This window comes from Salsuginibacillus kocurii DSM 18087 (assembly GCF_000377705.1).
Classification (GTDB): domain Bacteria; phylum Bacillota; class Bacilli; order Bacillales; family Marinococcaceae; genus Salsuginibacillus; species Salsuginibacillus kocurii.
Map to the genome: position 1 here is coordinate 22,769 of NZ_KB898634.1, position 14,108 is coordinate 36,876.

The 14,108-nt window shown below is 45.5% G+C and carries 29 protein-coding genes; all 29 read right to left on the minus strand.

The genetic code is table 11. From position 1 onward, the window contains the following. Positions 1-29: 29 nt before the first annotated feature. Positions 30-422 carry a 30S ribosomal protein S11 gene (gene rpsK / locus D469_RS0117285; protein WP_018924645.1) on the minus strand — a complete coding sequence of 131 codons (393 nt, stop codon included), beginning with the start codon at positions 420-422 and terminating at the stop codon, positions 30-32. A gap of 22 nt (positions 423-444) precedes the next feature. Continuing rightward, complete coding sequence (gene rpsM, locus D469_RS0117290; protein ID WP_018924646.1) at positions 445-813, minus strand: 30S ribosomal protein S13; 369 nt, start codon at positions 811-813, stop codon at positions 445-447. Positions 814-834: 21 nt separating this feature from the next. Beyond that, positions 835-948, minus strand: coding sequence for a 50S ribosomal protein L36 (gene rpmJ, locus D469_RS0117295; RefSeq protein WP_018924647.1), 114 nt, complete (start codon positions 946-948; stop codon positions 835-837). A gap of 71 nt (positions 949-1,019) precedes the next feature. Next, on the minus strand, positions 1,020-1,238 hold the full coding sequence (gene infA, locus D469_RS0117300; protein ID WP_018924648.1) for a translation initiation factor IF-1: 219 nt from the start codon (positions 1,236-1,238) through the stop codon (positions 1,020-1,022). A 4-nt stretch (positions 1,239-1,242) separates the two neighbouring features. After that, positions 1,243-1,548, minus strand: coding sequence for a KOW domain-containing RNA-binding protein (locus tag D469_RS0117305; RefSeq protein ID WP_018924649.1), 306 nt, complete (start codon positions 1,546-1,548; stop codon positions 1,243-1,245). 23 nt (positions 1,549-1,571) lie between these two features. Continuing rightward, positions 1,572-2,318, minus strand: coding sequence for a type I methionyl aminopeptidase (gene map / locus D469_RS0117310; RefSeq protein ID WP_018924650.1), 747 nt, complete (start codon positions 2,316-2,318; stop codon positions 1,572-1,574). Beyond that, positions 2,315-2,968 (minus strand): adenylate kinase, encoded by a 654-nt coding sequence (locus D469_RS0117315; protein WP_018924651.1) that lies wholly within the window; start codon positions 2,966-2,968, stop codon positions 2,315-2,317. Before D469_RS0117315 ends, map begins: the two co-directional genes overlap by 4 nt. Positions 2,969-3,047: 79 nt before the next feature. Continuing rightward, positions 3,048-4,340, minus strand: coding sequence for a preprotein translocase subunit SecY (gene secY / locus D469_RS0117320; protein ID WP_018924652.1), 1,293 nt, complete (start codon positions 4,338-4,340; stop codon positions 3,048-3,050). Beyond that, positions 4,340-4,780 carry a 50S ribosomal protein L15 gene (gene rplO, locus D469_RS0117325; protein ID WP_018924653.1) on the minus strand — a complete coding sequence of 147 codons (441 nt, stop codon included), beginning with the start codon at positions 4,778-4,780 and terminating at the stop codon, positions 4,340-4,342. The genes secY and rplO overlap by 1 nt, the downstream gene beginning before the upstream one ends. Positions 4,781-4,809: 29 nt before the next feature. Then, positions 4,810-4,998: a 50S ribosomal protein L30 gene (gene rpmD, locus D469_RS0117330; RefSeq protein WP_018924654.1), complete on the minus strand. Its 189-nt coding sequence runs from the start codon at positions 4,996-4,998 to the stop codon at positions 4,810-4,812. A 13-nt stretch (positions 4,999-5,011) separates the two neighbouring features. Next, entirely contained in the window at positions 5,012-5,509 is a 498-nt protein-coding gene (gene rpsE, locus D469_RS0117335; RefSeq protein WP_018924655.1) for a 30S ribosomal protein S5, read from the minus strand. Positions 5,510-5,529: 20 nt separating this feature from the next. Continuing rightward, positions 5,530-5,889: a 50S ribosomal protein L18 gene (rplR, locus tag D469_RS0117340; protein ID WP_018924656.1), complete on the minus strand. Its 360-nt coding sequence runs from the start codon at positions 5,887-5,889 to the stop codon at positions 5,530-5,532. 34 nt (positions 5,890-5,923) lie between these two features. Next, entirely contained in the window at positions 5,924-6,460 is a 537-nt protein-coding gene (gene rplF / locus D469_RS0117345) for a 50S ribosomal protein L6 (protein WP_018924657.1), read from the minus strand. A 32-nt stretch (positions 6,461-6,492) separates the two neighbouring features. Further along, a complete protein-coding gene (gene rpsH / locus D469_RS0117350; protein ID WP_018924658.1) occupies positions 6,493-6,891 on the minus strand; it encodes a 30S ribosomal protein S8 in 399 nt (132 codons plus the stop codon). Positions 6,892-6,919: 28 nt separating this feature from the next. Beyond that, the gene (locus D469_RS0117355; RefSeq protein ID WP_018924659.1) at positions 6,920-7,105 is read right to left on the minus strand and encodes a type Z 30S ribosomal protein S14; all 186 of its coding nucleotides are present in this window, start codon (positions 7,103-7,105) and stop codon (positions 6,920-6,922) included. A gap of 32 nt (positions 7,106-7,137) precedes the next feature. Continuing rightward, positions 7,138-7,677, minus strand: a complete 540-nt coding sequence (gene rplE, locus D469_RS0117360; RefSeq protein ID WP_018924660.1) for a 50S ribosomal protein L5 — start codon at positions 7,675-7,677, stop codon at positions 7,138-7,140. A gap of 27 nt (positions 7,678-7,704) precedes the next feature. Continuing rightward, complete coding sequence (gene rplX / locus D469_RS0117365) at positions 7,705-8,031, minus strand: 50S ribosomal protein L24 (RefSeq protein ID WP_018924661.1); 327 nt, start codon at positions 8,029-8,031, stop codon at positions 7,705-7,707. A 51-nt stretch (positions 8,032-8,082) separates the two neighbouring features. Then, a complete protein-coding gene (gene rplN, locus D469_RS0117370; protein WP_018924662.1) occupies positions 8,083-8,451 on the minus strand; it encodes a 50S ribosomal protein L14 in 369 nt (122 codons plus the stop codon). 34 nt (positions 8,452-8,485) lie between these two features. Then, positions 8,486-8,749 carry a 30S ribosomal protein S17 gene (gene rpsQ, locus D469_RS0117375; protein WP_018924663.1) on the minus strand — a complete coding sequence of 88 codons (264 nt, stop codon included), beginning with the start codon at positions 8,747-8,749 and terminating at the stop codon, positions 8,486-8,488. A 27-nt stretch (positions 8,750-8,776) separates the two neighbouring features. Next, positions 8,777-8,980 (minus strand): 50S ribosomal protein L29, encoded by a 204-nt coding sequence (rpmC, locus tag D469_RS0117380; protein ID WP_018924664.1) that lies wholly within the window; start codon positions 8,978-8,980, stop codon positions 8,777-8,779. Beyond that, entirely contained in the window at positions 8,970-9,404 is a 435-nt protein-coding gene (gene rplP / locus D469_RS0117385) for a 50S ribosomal protein L16 (protein WP_018924665.1), read from the minus strand. Before rplP ends, rpmC begins: the two co-directional genes overlap by 11 nt. 2 nt (positions 9,405-9,406) lie before the next feature. Further along, on the minus strand, positions 9,407-10,066 hold the full coding sequence (rpsC, locus tag D469_RS0117390) for a 30S ribosomal protein S3 (protein ID WP_018924666.1): 660 nt from the start codon (positions 10,064-10,066) through the stop codon (positions 9,407-9,409). Positions 10,067-10,069: 3 nt separating this feature from the next. Continuing rightward, positions 10,070-10,411: a 50S ribosomal protein L22 gene (gene rplV / locus D469_RS0117395; RefSeq protein ID WP_018924667.1), complete on the minus strand. Its 342-nt coding sequence runs from the start codon at positions 10,409-10,411 to the stop codon at positions 10,070-10,072. Positions 10,412-10,432: 21 nt separating this feature from the next. Then, positions 10,433-10,714 (minus strand): 30S ribosomal protein S19, encoded by a 282-nt coding sequence (gene rpsS / locus D469_RS0117400; protein WP_018924668.1) that lies wholly within the window; start codon positions 10,712-10,714, stop codon positions 10,433-10,435. Between the two features lie 61 nt (positions 10,715-10,775). Further along, the gene (rplB, locus tag D469_RS0117405; RefSeq protein WP_018924669.1) at positions 10,776-11,615 is read right to left on the minus strand and encodes a 50S ribosomal protein L2; all 840 of its coding nucleotides are present in this window, start codon (positions 11,613-11,615) and stop codon (positions 10,776-10,778) included. Positions 11,616-11,641: 26 nt separating this feature from the next. Then, positions 11,642-11,926, minus strand: a complete 285-nt coding sequence (rplW, locus tag D469_RS0117410; protein WP_018924670.1) for a 50S ribosomal protein L23 — start codon at positions 11,924-11,926, stop codon at positions 11,642-11,644. Continuing rightward, a complete protein-coding gene (gene rplD / locus D469_RS0117415; RefSeq protein WP_018924671.1) occupies positions 11,926-12,549 on the minus strand; it encodes a 50S ribosomal protein L4 in 624 nt (207 codons plus the stop codon). The genes rplW and rplD overlap by 1 nt, the downstream gene beginning before the upstream one ends. Positions 12,550-12,575: 26 nt before the next feature. Beyond that, positions 12,576-13,205 carry a 50S ribosomal protein L3 gene (gene rplC, locus D469_RS0117420; RefSeq protein ID WP_018924672.1) on the minus strand — a complete coding sequence of 210 codons (630 nt, stop codon included), beginning with the start codon at positions 13,203-13,205 and terminating at the stop codon, positions 12,576-12,578. Between the two features lie 43 nt (positions 13,206-13,248). Beyond that, positions 13,249-13,557: a 30S ribosomal protein S10 gene (gene rpsJ, locus D469_RS0117425; protein ID WP_018924673.1), complete on the minus strand. Its 309-nt coding sequence runs from the start codon at positions 13,555-13,557 to the stop codon at positions 13,249-13,251. Between the last annotated feature and the right edge of the window lie 551 nt (positions 13,558-14,108).

The following is a 14,108-nucleotide window of genomic DNA, read 5'->3' on the forward strand; positions in this document are numbered from 1 at the left end:
CTTGAAAGCTTTTCAAACTTCGGTGGCAATTAAACTCTGCGACGTTTTGGTGGACGACAGCCGTTGTGTGGAACTGGAGTTACGTCACGAATCATGCTCACTTCAAGTCCAGTTGCCTGCAAGGAACGGATCGCTGCTTCACGGCCTGCACCAGGCCCTTTAACAGCTACTTCTACCGTTTTCATGCCATGCTCCATCGCTGCTTTAGCTGCTGTTTCTGCAGCCATCTGAGAAGCGAATGGCGTAGACTTACGAGAGCCTTTAAAACCAAGTGCCCCAGAGCTTGCCCATGAAACCGCATTCCCCTGCGTATCCGTAATCGTAACAATCGTGTTGTTAAACGTGGAACGGATATGAGCTACACCAGACTCAATATTCTTTTTCTGACGACGCTTGCGCGTATTCGTTTTAGCTTTAGCCATGGCGTGGTTACCTCCTTTTCATTTATTTCTTCTTGTTAGCCATTGTCTTACGAGGGCCTTTACGTGTACGAGAGTTATTCTTCGTTCTTTGGCCGCGAAGTGGTAAACCACGGCGGTGACGCATGCCACGATAAGAGCCGATCTCGATCAAGCGCTTGATGTTAAGTGATTTTTCACGGCGAAGATCACCTTCAACCAAGTAGTTATTGCTGATCACTTCACGCAAACGACCAAGTTCTTCTTCAGTCAAGTCACGAACGCGCGTGGAATCTGCTACATCTGCTTCCTTTACGATTTGTTCAGCAAGGGACTTGCCGATACCAAAGATATACGTGAGGGAAATGACGATTCGCTTATCACGCGGTACGTCTACACCTGCAATACGTGCCATCGATAGAGCACCTCCTTTGAATTAACCTTGTTTTTGCTTATGCTTCGGATTGGAACAAATCACCATGACGGTCCCTTTACGACGAATGATTTTACATTTCTCGCAAATAGGCTTTACGGACGCTCTGACCTTCATGACTTTACCTCCTTCACTACGCGGAGTAAGTGGTGACCTTGTGTTACGGTATTTGTGTATATGCTGAACGATTATTTGTAGCGGTACGTGATGCGACCGCGGGACAGATCATACGGAGAAAGTTCAACAGTTACTTTGTCTCCTGGCAAAATACGAATGTAGTGCATGCGAATTTTACCGGAAACGTGAGCCAGAATTCGATGGCCATTATCCAGTTCAACGCGGAACATAGCGTTTGGCAGAGGCTCAATAACTGTACCTTCTACTTCAATTACATCATCTTTGGCCATGAATTTACTCTCCTTCCTTGGTTTCGGACTGTTCACTTTGGAATGCAGCAATTGCATAGCGCAGTCTTGCATTCGTCACACGTCCGGACTCTTCAATGCTCTTTCTTACTTCCCGGGAGATGTAAGAAAGGGGAAGCAAATGATTGATGTTCTTTCGCTTCGGTCGATCATACTTCCTCTTGTCGCCATCAGCTACGAGAACAAACCGTTCATCGAGTATACTGATAACAACGGCGTGTTGTCCAGCGTCTCTCCCTTTGGTGAATTGAACAATTTCACCAATTTCCGGGAAGGCTTCCGCATCATGCATTCGATTGGCACCTCTTTATGCATTTAAGCCTTTGTTAAAATCTCAAAGCCTGTCGTCGTAATAGCAATGGTGTGTTCAAAGTGAGCACAATTTGCACCATCTGACGTCACCACTGTCCAGTCATCCTCCAATGTATGCACATGCCGTTCTTTGGCATTAACCATTGGTTCGACAGCAAGAACCATTCCAGGCTTTAGACGTGGGCCTTTTCCAGGCGGTCCAAAATGAGGAATTTGCGGGTCTTCATGTAGTTCTTGGCCTACTCCATGCCCTACATATTCCCGAACAATCGAAAAACCAAAAGGTTCCACGTACGATTGAATAGCATGAGAAATATTAGACAAGCGTTCTTTCGGCTTCGCTTCTTCTAATCCTTTGAAAAGAGAAGCTTCTGTCACATCCAGTAGCTTTTGATCATCATTTGAGATGCTGCCAACAGGATACGTCCATGCGGAATCCCCATGATATCCTTTGTAATGGGCGCCGACATCAATAGAGATAATATCGCCTTCATTCAGCACGCGATCGCCCGGAATGCCGTGGACAAGTTCTTCATTGACGGAAGCGCAAATGCTGCCAGTAAATCCACCGTAGCCTTTAAAAGATGGTGTAGCGTCGTGCTCACGAATCTTTTTGTCTGCAATTGCATCAAGGTCGCCCGTCGTAATCCCTGGGCGGATATGCTTTTGCAATTCTTGATGTGTGATCGCGACGATTCTTCCCGCTTCTCGCATAATATCGAGTTCACGGTCTGTTTTGCAAATAATCATGCACGAAGTCCTTTCAGCAATTCATCAATCTCCCGAAACACGTCGTGAATATCTTGCTCCCCGTCAATATTTCGAAGATAGCCTTTTTCGCTATAAAAATCGATAAGAGGCTGCTGTTGCTCAATGTTGACCTCAAGGCGGTTCTTAACTGTTTCTGGCTTGTCATCATCACGTTGGATGAGTTCACTGCCATCAACGTCACATTTGCCTTCAACTTTTGGAGGATTGAAAACCACATGGTACGTTTTACCTGAAGTTGGTGAAACACGACGACCTGTTAAACGTTCCATGAGCTTTTCTTTTTCAACGTTAACGTTAATCACATAGTCCAAGCTTTTACCGAGCGTGCCCATAATATCTTCGAGAGCTTCAGCTTGTGGAACTGTACGTGGGAATCCATCGAGCAAAAATCCATCTTTACAATCATCTTGGCTCAATCTCTCGCGCACAATACCAACTGTAACCTCGTCAGGTACAAGCTCGCCTGCATCCATGAAAGACTTGGCTTTTACGCCTAATTCCGTTTCATTTTTAATCGCAGCACGAAACATATCGCCTGTGGAGATATGAGGAATCCCATATTTCTCAACAATCATTTCAGCTTGAGTGCCTTTTCCAGCACCAGGCAGACCCATGAGAATCAAATTCATACTATCTCTCCTCCGTCATCCGAATTCAGCCAGGAGATAAGGGCAAGTGTTGCCTCACCCTCACCTTGTCCCCTCATCTTTATTTAATAAACCCTTTGTAACTTCGTTTAATAAGCTGGCTTTCAATCTGTTTCATCGTATCTAGCGCAACACCTACGACGATGAGGAGTCCTGTTCCTCCGATTTGGATTGCGGCCGGCAGCCCAATCTGGTCGGTGAAGAATATCGGTAAGGTCGAGACAGTAGCTAAGAACAGTGCCCCTACGAGTGTAAGTCGATACAAAATACGACGAATGAAAATTTCTGTTGTTTTCCCAGGTCGTATACCGGGTACATATCCACCCTGACGCTTCAAGTTTTCAGCCATCTGCTCAGGGTTAACTTGAACAAATGTATAGAAATAGGTAAACCCTATAATTAGCAGACCATAAATCAGCATACCAATCGGTTGAGTGTAATCGAAGTTTTCTATAATCCAGAGCGCAATCGGGTTATTCTCTCCAATAAATCCGGCAATTGTCGGCGGGAAGATAAATAGTGAGAGCGCAAAGATAATAGGAATAACTCCGGCAGCGTTAACCTTCAGTGGTAAATGCGTTGATTGACCACCGACCGGGCTGCGTCCAACCAAACGTTTTGCATACTGAATCGGTACTTTGCGGATCGCTTGCTGCACGAATATAACCCCAACAATAATTGCAAGCACACCAAGAGCTAATATGAGAACCGTTACGATGCCCATAAACAACTGATCTCCTGAGTCCTGAATCTGGGTGGTGTAAATTAAGTTTACTCCATCTGGAATACCAGCAGCGATACCTGCAAAAATTACAATGGAAATACCGTTCCCGACACCTTTTGCTGTGATCTGTTCACCCAACCACATTAGGAAGGTCGTACCAGCTGTCATCACAAGAGCTATAAAAATGTACATCGGAACCGTATCGTTAGGAATTAAACCTGGAAATAGGTTATTAAAACCGATAGACATTCCTAAGCCTTGCAAAAAAGCAAGAACTACCGTGAAGTAACGGGTGAACTGAGCTAGCTTACGACGCCCGGCTTCTCCTTGTTTCGCCCATTCAGTGAACTTAGGCACTACATCCATACGTAAAAGCTGAACCACGATGGATGCAGTAATATACGGCATGACACCCATGGCAAAGATAGAAAAATTACCGAGGGCTCCACCACCGAATGTATCTAGAAATCCGAATGCATTGGCCTGGTCCGTGAATTCGATCACGTCACTATCTGAGCCAGGTACTGGAATAAAACTTCCCATTCGGAAAACGACAAGCATGAGCAGGGTGAAAATGACTTTTCGTCTTAGATCACCCACTCTAAAAATGTCGACGAACGTCCGGAACATTAGATCACCTCAGTTTGTCCGCCCGCTGCTTCGATTGCTTTAGAAGCAGAAGCAGAAAACTTGTTGGCCTTTACGGTGAGGCGCTTCTCTACGTTGCCATTACCAAGAATCTTAACTCCGTTTTTCGTCTTGCTGATTACGCCTTTTTCTTGCAAAAGCTCTGGAGTTACCTCTGTACCTTCCTCAAAACGATTAAGGTCATCAAGGTTAACTACTGTATATTCTTTACGGTTCGGATTCGTAAATCCACGCTTTGGTGTACGTTTGAAGATAGGGTTTTGCCCACCTTCAAAGCCTGGGCGTACGCCGCCACCGGAGCGGGAATTCTGGCCGTGCTCACCACGACGGGAAGTCGAGCCGCGACCTGAACCATAGCCTCGCCCAACACGGGTGCGCTTTTTACGAGAACCTTTTGCTGGTTGCAGTTCATGAAGTTTCATATTGACACCTCCTGTTCCACTATAGGATCTTACTCGTCTAGTTCTTTAACAGATACGAGATGGGGTACTTTATTAACCATTCCGCGAATCGCAGGATTGTCATCTTTTACGATCGTATGATTCACCTTGCGAAGACCTAGCGTACGTACCGTTACACGCTGATCTTCTGGGCGTCCGATCAAGCTGCGGTCGAGGGTGATTTCCAGTTTTTTGGCCATCTTCGTTCCCTCCTTATCCTAACAGTTCTTCTACGCTCTTACCACGCAGTTTGGCGACTCTTTCAGCGGTTTTCAAGCTGCTGAGTCCTTCAAGAGTGGCGCGTACCATATTGATCGGGTTGTTGGAACCGTGAGATTTAGAAAGGATATCATGTACCCCACCAAGCTCAAGGACAGCACGAACTGGTCCGCCTGCAATGATCCCTGTACCTTCTCCAGCTGGCTTAAGGAGTACTTTACCTGCTCCAAAACGTCCAACAACTTCGTGTGGAATAGATGTTCCGACCTTAGGCACTTCAATTAAGTTTTTCTTTGCCGCTTCCACACCTTTACGGATAGCTTCAGGTACTTCAAGTGCTTTCCCGATACCGAATCCGACATGGCCGTTACGGTCACCTACTACGACGATCGCTGCAAAACGAAAGCGACGTCCACCTTTAACAACTTTAGATACACGATTGATCGCTACTACTTTTTCTTCAAGATCTAATTTGCTTGCATCGATACTCAAGGTTTTCCCTCCTTCGCCTCTTAAAATTTGAGTCCGTTTTCGCGCGCTGCGTCAGCTAGCTCTTGAACGCGTCCGTGATATACAAAGCCTCCACGGTCGAATACCACCGTGTCAAGTCCTTTCTCTACAGCACGTGTTGCGATAAGCTCTCCAATTTTCTTCGCCGCTTCTTTATTTCCGCCGTTTTCAAGACCGAGATCATTTTCAGTAGAAGAAGCAGCTACAATTGTTTCTCCTTTTACATCATCGATCACTTGGGCGTAAATGTGCTTTGACGAACGAAAAACGTTTAAACGCGGGCGCTCGGTAGTCCCTTTAATTTTCTTTCGTACGCTCATATGACGTTTCTTGCGCGCAGTCAAATTGTTCGCTTTTGCCATGGGGGAACGTTCCTCCTTTCTATGCCGTTAGGCGTTACTTACCAGTTTTACCTTCTTTGCGGCGAACTGCTTCGCCTTCGTAACGTACACCTTTTCCTTTGTAAGGTTCTGGTGTGCGCATGGAACGGATATTGGAAGCAACTGCTCCTACGAGTTCTTTATCAATACCTTTAACGGTTACTTTTGTATTGGAAGGAACTTCGATTGTGATTCCTTCTTGCTCTTCGATCTCCACTGGATGAGAGTAACCAACGTTTAACACAAGTTTGTTACCAGACTTAGACGCTCGGTAACCTACTCCAACGAGTTCAAGAGACTTTTCAAAGCCTTTCGTAACTCCTTGAACCATATTATTAAGCAGGCTGCGGGTCGTGCCATGAAGAGCACGATGCTCTTTGTGTTCAGATGGACGCTCGATAACAAGCGTATTATCTTCATCCTTAATAGTAATATCTTCATGAAATTGACGACTGAGCTCCCCTTTTGGGCCCTTCACTGTGAAGTAGTTGCCGTCTCTTTCAATTGTAACGTCGTTTGGGACTTCAATTGGAAGAACACCTACGCGTGACATATCTTTGCACCTCCATTCTTTCAATCAGTGGATTACCATACGTACGCAAGAACTTCTCCGCCAACTTTGTTCTGGCGAGCGTCCTTGTCAGTCATTAAACCATTTGAAGTTGAAATCACTGCGATACCTAGGCCGTTCAAGACACGTGGTACCTCGTCAGACTTCGTATATACGCGCAAACCAGGCTTACTGATTCGTTTAAGACCGGAGATGACACGCTCATTGCTTTCTCCGTATTTCAAAAACAAGCGCAGAACACCTTGTTTATTGTCTTCAATAAATTCCACATCGCGAATGAAACCTTCACGCTTGAGGATTTCAGCCATTTCTTTTTTCAAGTTCGATGCTGGAAGTTCCAGCTTATCGTGACGTACCGTATTCGCGTTACGGATACGTGTAAGCATATCTGCAACAGGATCTGTCATGACCATCTTGTATACCTCCTTCCCTAAATGGGGCTTACCAGCTGGCTTTTTTCACGCCAGGGATTTGACCTTTATATGCGAGTTCCCGGAAGCAAATCCGGCAAAGTTTAAACTTCCGAATAACGGAGTGAGGACGTCCACAACGTTCACAGCGCGTGTACTCACGTACTTTGAACTTTTGAGGACGTTGTTGCTTTGCAACCATTGATTTTTTTGCCAAAGCTTATTTCCCTCCTTATCGTTTTGAATTCGTTACTTTTGGAATGGCATCCCGATTTGAGTCAACAATTCACGTGCTTCTTCATCTGAATCAGCTGTAGTGACGATGACGATATCCATTCCACGGACTTTATCGACCTTATCGTATTCCACTTCTGGAAAAATTAATTGTTCTTTTACACCAAGCGTAAAGTTGCCGCGTCCGTCAAATGCTTTGTTAGATACACCACGGAAGTCACGTACACGTGGAAGTGAAACGTGGATCAACTTTTCAAGAAAATCATACATGCGCTCACCGCGAAGCGTTACTTTTGCACCGATTGGGTTGCCTTCACGGAGTTTAAATCCAGCGATGGATTTTTTCGCTTTTGTAATAAGTGGCTTTTGCCCTGTAATAGCACTAAGTTCTTCAACTGCTTTATCTAGTGCTTTTGGGTTTTGTACCGCGTCACCTACACCCATGTTAATAACTACCTTCTCGATTTTTGGAACGGCCATCACCGAAGAGTAGTTAAACTTATCATGAAGTTGAGAGACAATTTCATTTTTGTAGCGTTCTTTCATTGCGTTCATACAGTAGACCTCCTTTCACCTGGACGATTACTGATCTAGAGCTTCTCCAGATTTTTTTGCGATTCGTACTTTTTTACCGTCTTCTTCTTTTTTACCGACACGTGTTGGTTCATTTGTCTTCGGATCAATCGGCATCACGTTGGAAACGTGAACTGGGGCTTCTTGTTCAAGAATGCCGCCCTGTGGATTTTCCTGAGAAGGCTTAGCGTGTTTTTTGATCATGTTAATGCCTTCCACAAGCACTCGTTGGTTGCTTGGATAGGCTTGAAGGATGACACCTTCTTTGCCTTTGTCTTTACCGGAGATCACTTTTACTTTGTCACCGGTTTTTACATGAAGCTTTGGTTGAGCCATAGTTGGTCGCACCTCCTTGACCAGTCAATATCAATTGTATCTATCCGATTCTTACAAAACTTCCGGAGCAAGAGAGACAATCTTCATGTATTGTCTATCACGAAGTTCACGTGCAACTGGACCAAAAATCCGAGTTCCGCGTGGTCCTTTATCATCACGAACCACTACTGCTGCATTTTCGTCAAAGCTGATGTACGTGCCATCCGGGCGACGAACACCACTGCGTGAACGTACGATAACTGCACGTACAACTTCACCTTTCTTGACAACGCCACCTGGTGTTGCTTGCTTAACAGCACAAACGATCATATCACCAATATTAGCGGACTTACGGCCAGAACCGCCGAGGACTTTAATGCACTCTACTTCACGTGCGCCGGAGTTGTCTGCTACTTTCAAGCGACTTTCCTGCTGGATCATAAGGTCATGACCTCCCTTCCGTCGAAAACTTGAGTTAGATAATAACTGCTTCTTCCACTACTTCAACGAGGCGGAAATATTTATCTTTTGAAAGTGGGCGTGTTTCCATAATTTTCACGACATCGCCAACTTTAGCTTCGTTGTTTTCATCATGGGTTTTAAATTTCTTGGAGTACTTTACGCGCTTGCCGTAAAGTGAGTCCATTTTATACGTTTCAACAACAACCGTGATTGTTTTGTCCATTTTGTCAGAAACAACACGGCCATTATATACTTTACGCTGTTTACGTTCAGCCATTGGTTGTGAAACCTCCTCTACAGTAGATTAACCTTTGTTTATGCCGAGCTCACGTTCACGCAAGACAGTTTTGGCACGGGCGATATCTTTGCGGACGTGGCGAATGCGGGTAGGGTTATCCAATTGGCCAGTTGCTAGCTGGAAACGGAGGTTGAACAATTCTTCTTTTAGAGAATCGGTTTGCTGTTCAATCTCTGCCGTGGTTAGATCGCGGAATTCGTTAGCTTTCATTTGCGTCACCACCCACTTCTTCGCGTTTTACAAACTTAGTTTTTATCGGGAGTTTATGAGACGCAAGACGTAGCGCTTCGCGGGCAACGTCTTCATTTACACCTGCGATTTCGAACATAACTTTCCCGGGCTTAACAACAGCTACCCAGCCTTCTGGAGCACCTTTACCAGAACCCATACGTACTTCTAGAGGCTTTGCAGTGTAAGGCTTATCTGGGAAAATTTTAATCCATACTTTACCGCCACGTTTCATGTAACGAGTCATCGCAATACGAGCGGCTTCAATCTGGCGGTTTGTTATCCATGCGGCTTCAGTCGCACGAAGACCATATTCACCAAATGTTACTTCTTTGCCGCCTTTAGCGCGTCCGCGCATGCGTCCGCGATGCTGACGACGATATTTTACGCGTTTAGGCATTAACATGATTAGTTGCCTCCTTCCTCGTTATTCGTTCCTTTGGTAGGAAGGACCTCTCCACGGTAGATCCAGATTTTAACGCCTAGCTTACCGTAAGTGGTGTCCGCTTCAGCTGTGCCATAATCGATATCAGCACGCAATGTGTGAAGTGGAACGGTTCCTTCGCTGTAACTTTCTGAACGAGCAATGTCCGCACCGCCAAGACGACCGTTTACTTCTGTACGGATTCCTTGGGCGCCAGCGCGCATTGTACGCTGCATAGACTGCTTCATCGCACGGCGGAATGATACTCGGTTTTCTAATTGTCTTGCAATGTTTTCAGCAACGAGACGTGCATCCAAGTCAGGCTGCTTTACCTCTGCAATGTTAATATGCACGCGCTTGCCAGTCAGGTTATTTAAGTTCTTGCGTAGAGATTCTACTTCAGAACCACCTTTACCAATAACCATACCAGGCTTTGCTGTGTGGATCGTAATGTTTACACGATTAGCTGCACGCTCAATTTCAACCATTGATACAGCCGCGTCGGTTAGACGATTTTCGATATATTCCCGGATCTTCACGTCTTCGTGAAGAAGATTGGCATATTCTTTCTCGGCATACCATTTAGATTCCCAGTCACGGATAACTCCGACCCGTAGACCAACTGGATTAACTTTTTGACCCACTCTTTAACCCTCCTCTTTCTCTGATACTACAATGGTGATGTGGCTTGTGCGCTTGTTAATACGAGTAGCACGGCCCATCGCACGTGGACGGAAACGTTTCAGTGTAATACCTTCGTCTACAAAAGCCTCACTGATGTATAGGTTTTCCGGTTCCATATCATAATTGTGCTCTGCGTTTGCGATAGCAGAATTTAATACTTTCTCAACGATTGGTGAAGCAGCTTTCGGTGTGTGGTTCAAGATGGAAAGCGCTTCTCCTACCTCTTTGCCCCGTACAAGGTCTACGACCAGGCGCGCTTTGCGAGGGGCAATGCGCATTTGCTTTGCGACTGCTTTGGCTTGCATCGTGCAGAACCTCCCCTCTAATTAGCGTCGTTTCGTTTTCTTGTCATCTTTCTCGTGACCTCGGAACGTACGCGATGGTGCGAATTCTCCGAGCTTGTGTCCGACCATGTCTTCCTGAACGTAAACAGGAACGTGTTTGCGTCCATCATAAACAGCAATCGTGTGTCCTACAAAGTCAGGGAAGACTGTGGAACGACGAGACCATGTTTTTATGACCTGCTTTTCGCTTTTTTCATTTAACGCTTCAACCTTTTTCATCAAATGATCATCGACAAAAGGTCCTTTTTTCAAACTGCGAGCCATGATGAAACCTCCCTTCGCAATGGACCTACGGTTCCATAGAACCGTAGATCATTTCATTGGTTTACTTCTTTTTCTTCTTACGACGACGAACGATATACTTATCAGTGTCTTTATTCTTCTTGCGGGTCTTCAAGCCAACTGCTTTTTGTCCCCAAGGAGAAACTGGAGCGACACGACCAACTGGCGCGCGACCTTCACCACCACCGTGTGGGTGATCGGTAGGGTTCATTGCAGAACCACGTACGTGTGGACGCTTATTCATCCAGCGGCTGCGGCCTGCTTTACCAACAGTGATTAGCTCATGTTCCAAGTTTCCAACCTGTCCAACTGTCGCACGGCAAGTTAGAAGTACAAGACGTGTTTCACCAGATTTCAGGCGAATCATTGCGTACTTACCTTCTTTACCTAGCACTTGAGCTTCAGAACCAGCAGCACGGACCATTTGCCCTCCGCGACCCGGCTTAAGCTCAATGTTGTGTACAATTGTACCAACTGGAAGGTCTTTAAGTTCCATCGCATTACCTGTTTTGATGTCAGCTTCTGAACCGTTCATGATCTCATCGCCGACTTTAAGTCCTTTAGGCGCTAGGATGTAGCGCTTCTCACCGTCTGCATAATTGATCAAAGCAATATTCGCTGTACGGTTCGGATCATATTCAATCGTAGCAACGCGACCTGGTACACCATCTTTATCACGTTTGAAGTCAATGATGCGGTATTGGCGCTTATGGCCGCCACCTTGATGGCGCATCGTCATGCGTCCATGGTTGTTACGTCCGCCTTTCTTATGAAGCGGAGCCGTAAGTGAGCGCTCTGGCTGGTCAGTTGTGATTTCCTCAAACGTTTTTCCAGACATAAAGCGTTGACCATTTGTGGTTGGTTTATACTTTTTCACTACCATCGTGATTTCCCTCCTTCTCTTATAAGTTAGACTTCAAAGAATTCGATTTCTTCGCTGTCAGATGTTAGCGTCACAATAGCTTTTTTCCGTGCTGGCTTGTAGCCTTCATAACGGCCAAAACGACGGAATTTACGCTTGTAATTCTGAGTGTTCACTTTATCAACTTCAACATCAAAGATCTCTTCGATGGCTTGTTTGACTTGTGTCTTATTAGCTTTTACGTCTACTTCAAACGTGTACTTTTTATCTTCCATGATTTCAGTAGTACGTTCTGTAATAACGGGGCGCTTAATCACGTCACGAGCTTTCATTAACCAAGCACCTCCTCTACCTTGCTGACAGCATCTTTTGTCATGACTAAATATTCATGCTTTAAGATCGTTAGGACGCTTACCTCATCTGCAGTAAGTACATCTACTTGCGGGAGGTTGCGTGCTGAAAGTGCTAATGTTTCATTCGCATCAGCTGTAACAACAAGTGTTTTTTCGCTTGCAGAAAGATTAGACAAAATACCAAGCATTTCTTTCGTCTTTGGCGCTTCAAGATTCAACTCATCCACTACAACGAGTGTCTCGTCTTTTACTTTTGAAGCGTAAGCTGACTTAAGTGCTAATCGACGTGCTTTTTTCGGCATTTTGAAACCATAATTGCGTGGTGTTGGAGCAAATGCTACACCACCACCCACCCAGATTGGGGAGCGGATTGAACCGTGGCGGGCACGACCAGTGCCTTTTTGGCGCCATGGCTTACGTCCTCCTCCTCTGCGCTCTGAACGTGTTTTTGCTTTGTGCGTGCCTTGACGCTCAGAAGCCTGTTGCATGACAACAGCGTCATGAAGAACGTTTTCGTTTGGTTCAATCCCAAACACAGCTTCAGCTAAGTCAAGATCACCGACTTGCGAGCCGGCCTGATTATACAACGTAACGTTAGGCATGGGGAAGCCTCCTTTCCTCTAAACAATTAGTTAGCTTTAATAGTTGATTTCACAGTAACGAAGCTTTTCTTCGGTCCTGGTACATTTCCTTTAATAAGCAGCAGATTGCGCTCACCGTCAACCTTTACGATTTCTAGGTTCTGAACGGTTACTTGCTTGCCACCCATACGGCCTGGAAGCTTTTTGCCCTTCTTAACCGTGTAATGACCCATTACACCCATTGAACCTGGACGACGGTGGAAACGAGAACCGTGGCTCATTGGCCCACGTGTTTGGTTGTGGCGCTTGATCGCACCCTGGAACCCTTTCCCTTTTGATGTTCCTACCACGTCTACAAAATCGCCTGCATCAAATGTATCAACTTTGACTTCTTGACCAGCTTCGTAGTCCGTAACGTTTGCATCACGGATCTCACGAATGTAGCGCTTGGGGGTCGCCCCTACTTTCTCAGCATGCCCCTGCTCTGGTTTATTAGAACGTGACTGCTTCTTGTCAGCCACACCTAGTTGCACTGCCTCATAACCATCTGTTTCCTGGTTCTTTGTTTGTAGCACAACGTTAGGCTCTGCTTCGATTACAGTCACGGGAACTACTTCGCCGTTTTCGTCGAAGATTTGAGTCATGCCGAGTTTTTTACCCAAGATTCCTTTGGCCATAAGTCACACCTCCTGTGATATTAATAATTCTTGCCTAATATAATTAAAGTTTGATTTCAATATCTACGCCAGATGGTAAATCTAAACGCATGAGTGCGTCTACAGTTTGCGGCGTTGGACTGAGGATGTCAATCAGTCTCTTATGTGTACGCATTTCAAACTGTTCGCGAGAATCCTTAAACTTATGAGTTGCACGAAGTACTGTGTAGATTGAACGCTCTGTTGGAAGCGGGATCGGTCCTGAAACATTCGCACCTGAACGCTTCGCCGTTTCCACGATCTTCTCTGCAGACTGATCAAGCACACGGTGATCATAAGCCTTTAAACGAATTCTGATTTTCTCATTTGCCATTATAAGCCCTCCTTTTTCGCCCGATTTTACAGACTTACTCCGTGAAAATTATCCTCAACCCACCCATGGCAAAGGGGCCGGGTGTATCGGCAACCTTTCACATCATTGCAATCAATGACCGTCACATAAGGGCTGTTGCCCTCAATCTGTGATCACACTTTATCTATTATAAAGATCTAGCTCATTAAATGCAAGGATATAATAAAATTTTTTTTGATGAAGGTTTTGTTGTTCGTTTTTACGAGATTTTACTGCATAATATCCCTTGCTGAGGTTGATCAAAGTTACTGTGACTTGTTCGAGTGGTAAAGTAACAGCTGTAGACGTGCACGGCTTTCAGCGAGGAGGCTGAAGCGTGGCTGCGGCTAGGATGTCGCACTAGTGCCGACAGAGGCCGCGTCCGTCTCCAATAAATTCTCTTTATCTTCTCTGTTATAAAAAGCAATCTGCAAACATCCACATCGACCCCTTATATTATAGAAGAAACTCGAAACAGCCTTGTTCCCATAAGAGAATAACGCGAAAGGCCGCCTGGATCAGGCGGCCTTTAA

Bases quoted from the DNA above. Each gene is read 5' to 3' on its own strand.
- rplE (WP_018924660.1), bottom strand. From the start codon at position 7,677: ATGAACGCAATGAAAGAACGCTACAAAAATGAAATTGTCTCTCAACTT.
- rplF (WP_018924657.1), bottom strand. From the start codon at position 6,460: ATGTCACGCGTAGGTGTTCTTCCAATTGAAGTCCCAAACGACGTTACA.
- map (WP_018924650.1), bottom strand. From the start codon at position 2,318: ATGATTATTTGCAAAACAGACCGTGAACTCGATATTATGCGAGAAGCG.
- rplP (WP_018924665.1), bottom strand. From the start codon at position 9,404: ATGTTAATGCCTAAACGCGTAAAATATCGTCGTCAGCATCGCGGACGC.
- rpmC (WP_018924664.1), bottom strand. From the start codon at position 8,980: ATGAAAGCTAACGAATTCCGCGATCTAACCACGGCAGAGATTGAACAG.
- D469_RS0117315 (WP_018924651.1), bottom strand. From the start codon at position 2,968: ATGAATTTGATTCTCATGGGTCTGCCTGGTGCTGGAAAAGGCACTCAA.
- rpsK (WP_018924645.1), bottom strand. From the start codon at position 422: ATGGCTAAAGCTAAAACGAATACGCGCAAGCGTCGTCAGAAAAAGAAT.
- rplW (WP_018924670.1), bottom strand. From the start codon at position 11,926: ATGAAAGCTCGTGACGTGATTAAGCGCCCCGTTATTACAGAACGTACT.
- rpsH (WP_018924658.1), bottom strand. From the start codon at position 6,891: ATGGTCATGACAGATCCTGTTGCAGATATGCTTACACGTATCCGTAAC.
- rpsQ (WP_018924663.1), bottom strand. From the start codon at position 8,749: ATGGCTGAACGTAAACAGCGTAAAGTATATAATGGCCGTGTTGTTTCT.
- rpmD (WP_018924654.1), bottom strand. From the start codon at position 4,998: ATGGCCAAAAAACTGGAAATCACCCTCGACCGCAGCTTGATCGGACGC.
- D469_RS0117305 (WP_018924649.1), bottom strand. From the start codon at position 1,548: ATGCATGATGCGGAAGCCTTCCCGGAAATTGGTGAAATTGTTCAATTC.
- rplD (WP_018924671.1), bottom strand. From the start codon at position 12,549: ATGCCTAACGTTACGTTGTATAATCAGGCCGGCTCGCAAGTCGGTGAT.
- infA (WP_018924648.1), bottom strand. From the start codon at position 1,238: ATGGCCAAAGATGATGTAATTGAAGTAGAAGGTACAGTTATTGAGCCT.
- rplX (WP_018924661.1), bottom strand. From the start codon at position 8,031: ATGGCTCAACCAAAGCTTCATGTAAAAACCGGTGACAAAGTAAAAGTG.
- rplB (WP_018924669.1), bottom strand. From the start codon at position 11,615: ATGGTAGTGAAAAAGTATAAACCAACCACAAATGGTCAACGCTTTATG.
- secY (WP_018924652.1), bottom strand. From the start codon at position 4,340: ATGTTCCGGACGTTCGTCGACATTTTTAGAGTGGGTGATCTAAGACGA.
- rpsS (WP_018924668.1), bottom strand. From the start codon at position 10,714: ATGGCTCGCAGTTTGAAAAAAGGACCTTTTGTCGATGATCATTTGATG.
- rplR (WP_018924656.1), bottom strand. From the start codon at position 5,889: ATGGCAAAAGCGAACAATTTGACTGCGCGCAAGAAACGTCATATGAGC.
- rplV (WP_018924667.1), bottom strand. From the start codon at position 10,411: ATGCAAGCCAAAGCAGTCGCAAAGCAAATGCGCATTGCCCCTCGCAAA.
- rpsJ (WP_018924673.1), bottom strand. From the start codon at position 13,557: ATGGCAAATGAGAAAATCAGAATTCGTTTAAAGGCTTATGATCACCGT.
- rpmJ (WP_018924647.1), bottom strand. From the start codon at position 948: ATGAAGGTCAGAGCGTCCGTAAAGCCTATTTGCGAGAAATGTAAAATC.
- rplN (WP_018924662.1), bottom strand. From the start codon at position 8,451: ATGATCCAGCAGGAAAGTCGCTTGAAAGTAGCAGACAACTCCGGCGCA.
- rplC (WP_018924672.1), bottom strand. From the start codon at position 13,205: ATGGCCAAAGGAATCTTGGGTAAAAAACTCGGCATGACTCAAATCTTC.
- rplO (WP_018924653.1), bottom strand. From the start codon at position 4,780: ATGAAACTTCATGAACTGCAACCAGCAAAAGGTTCTCGTAAAAAGCGC.
- rpsM (WP_018924646.1), bottom strand. From the start codon at position 813: ATGGCACGTATTGCAGGTGTAGACGTACCGCGTGATAAGCGAATCGTC.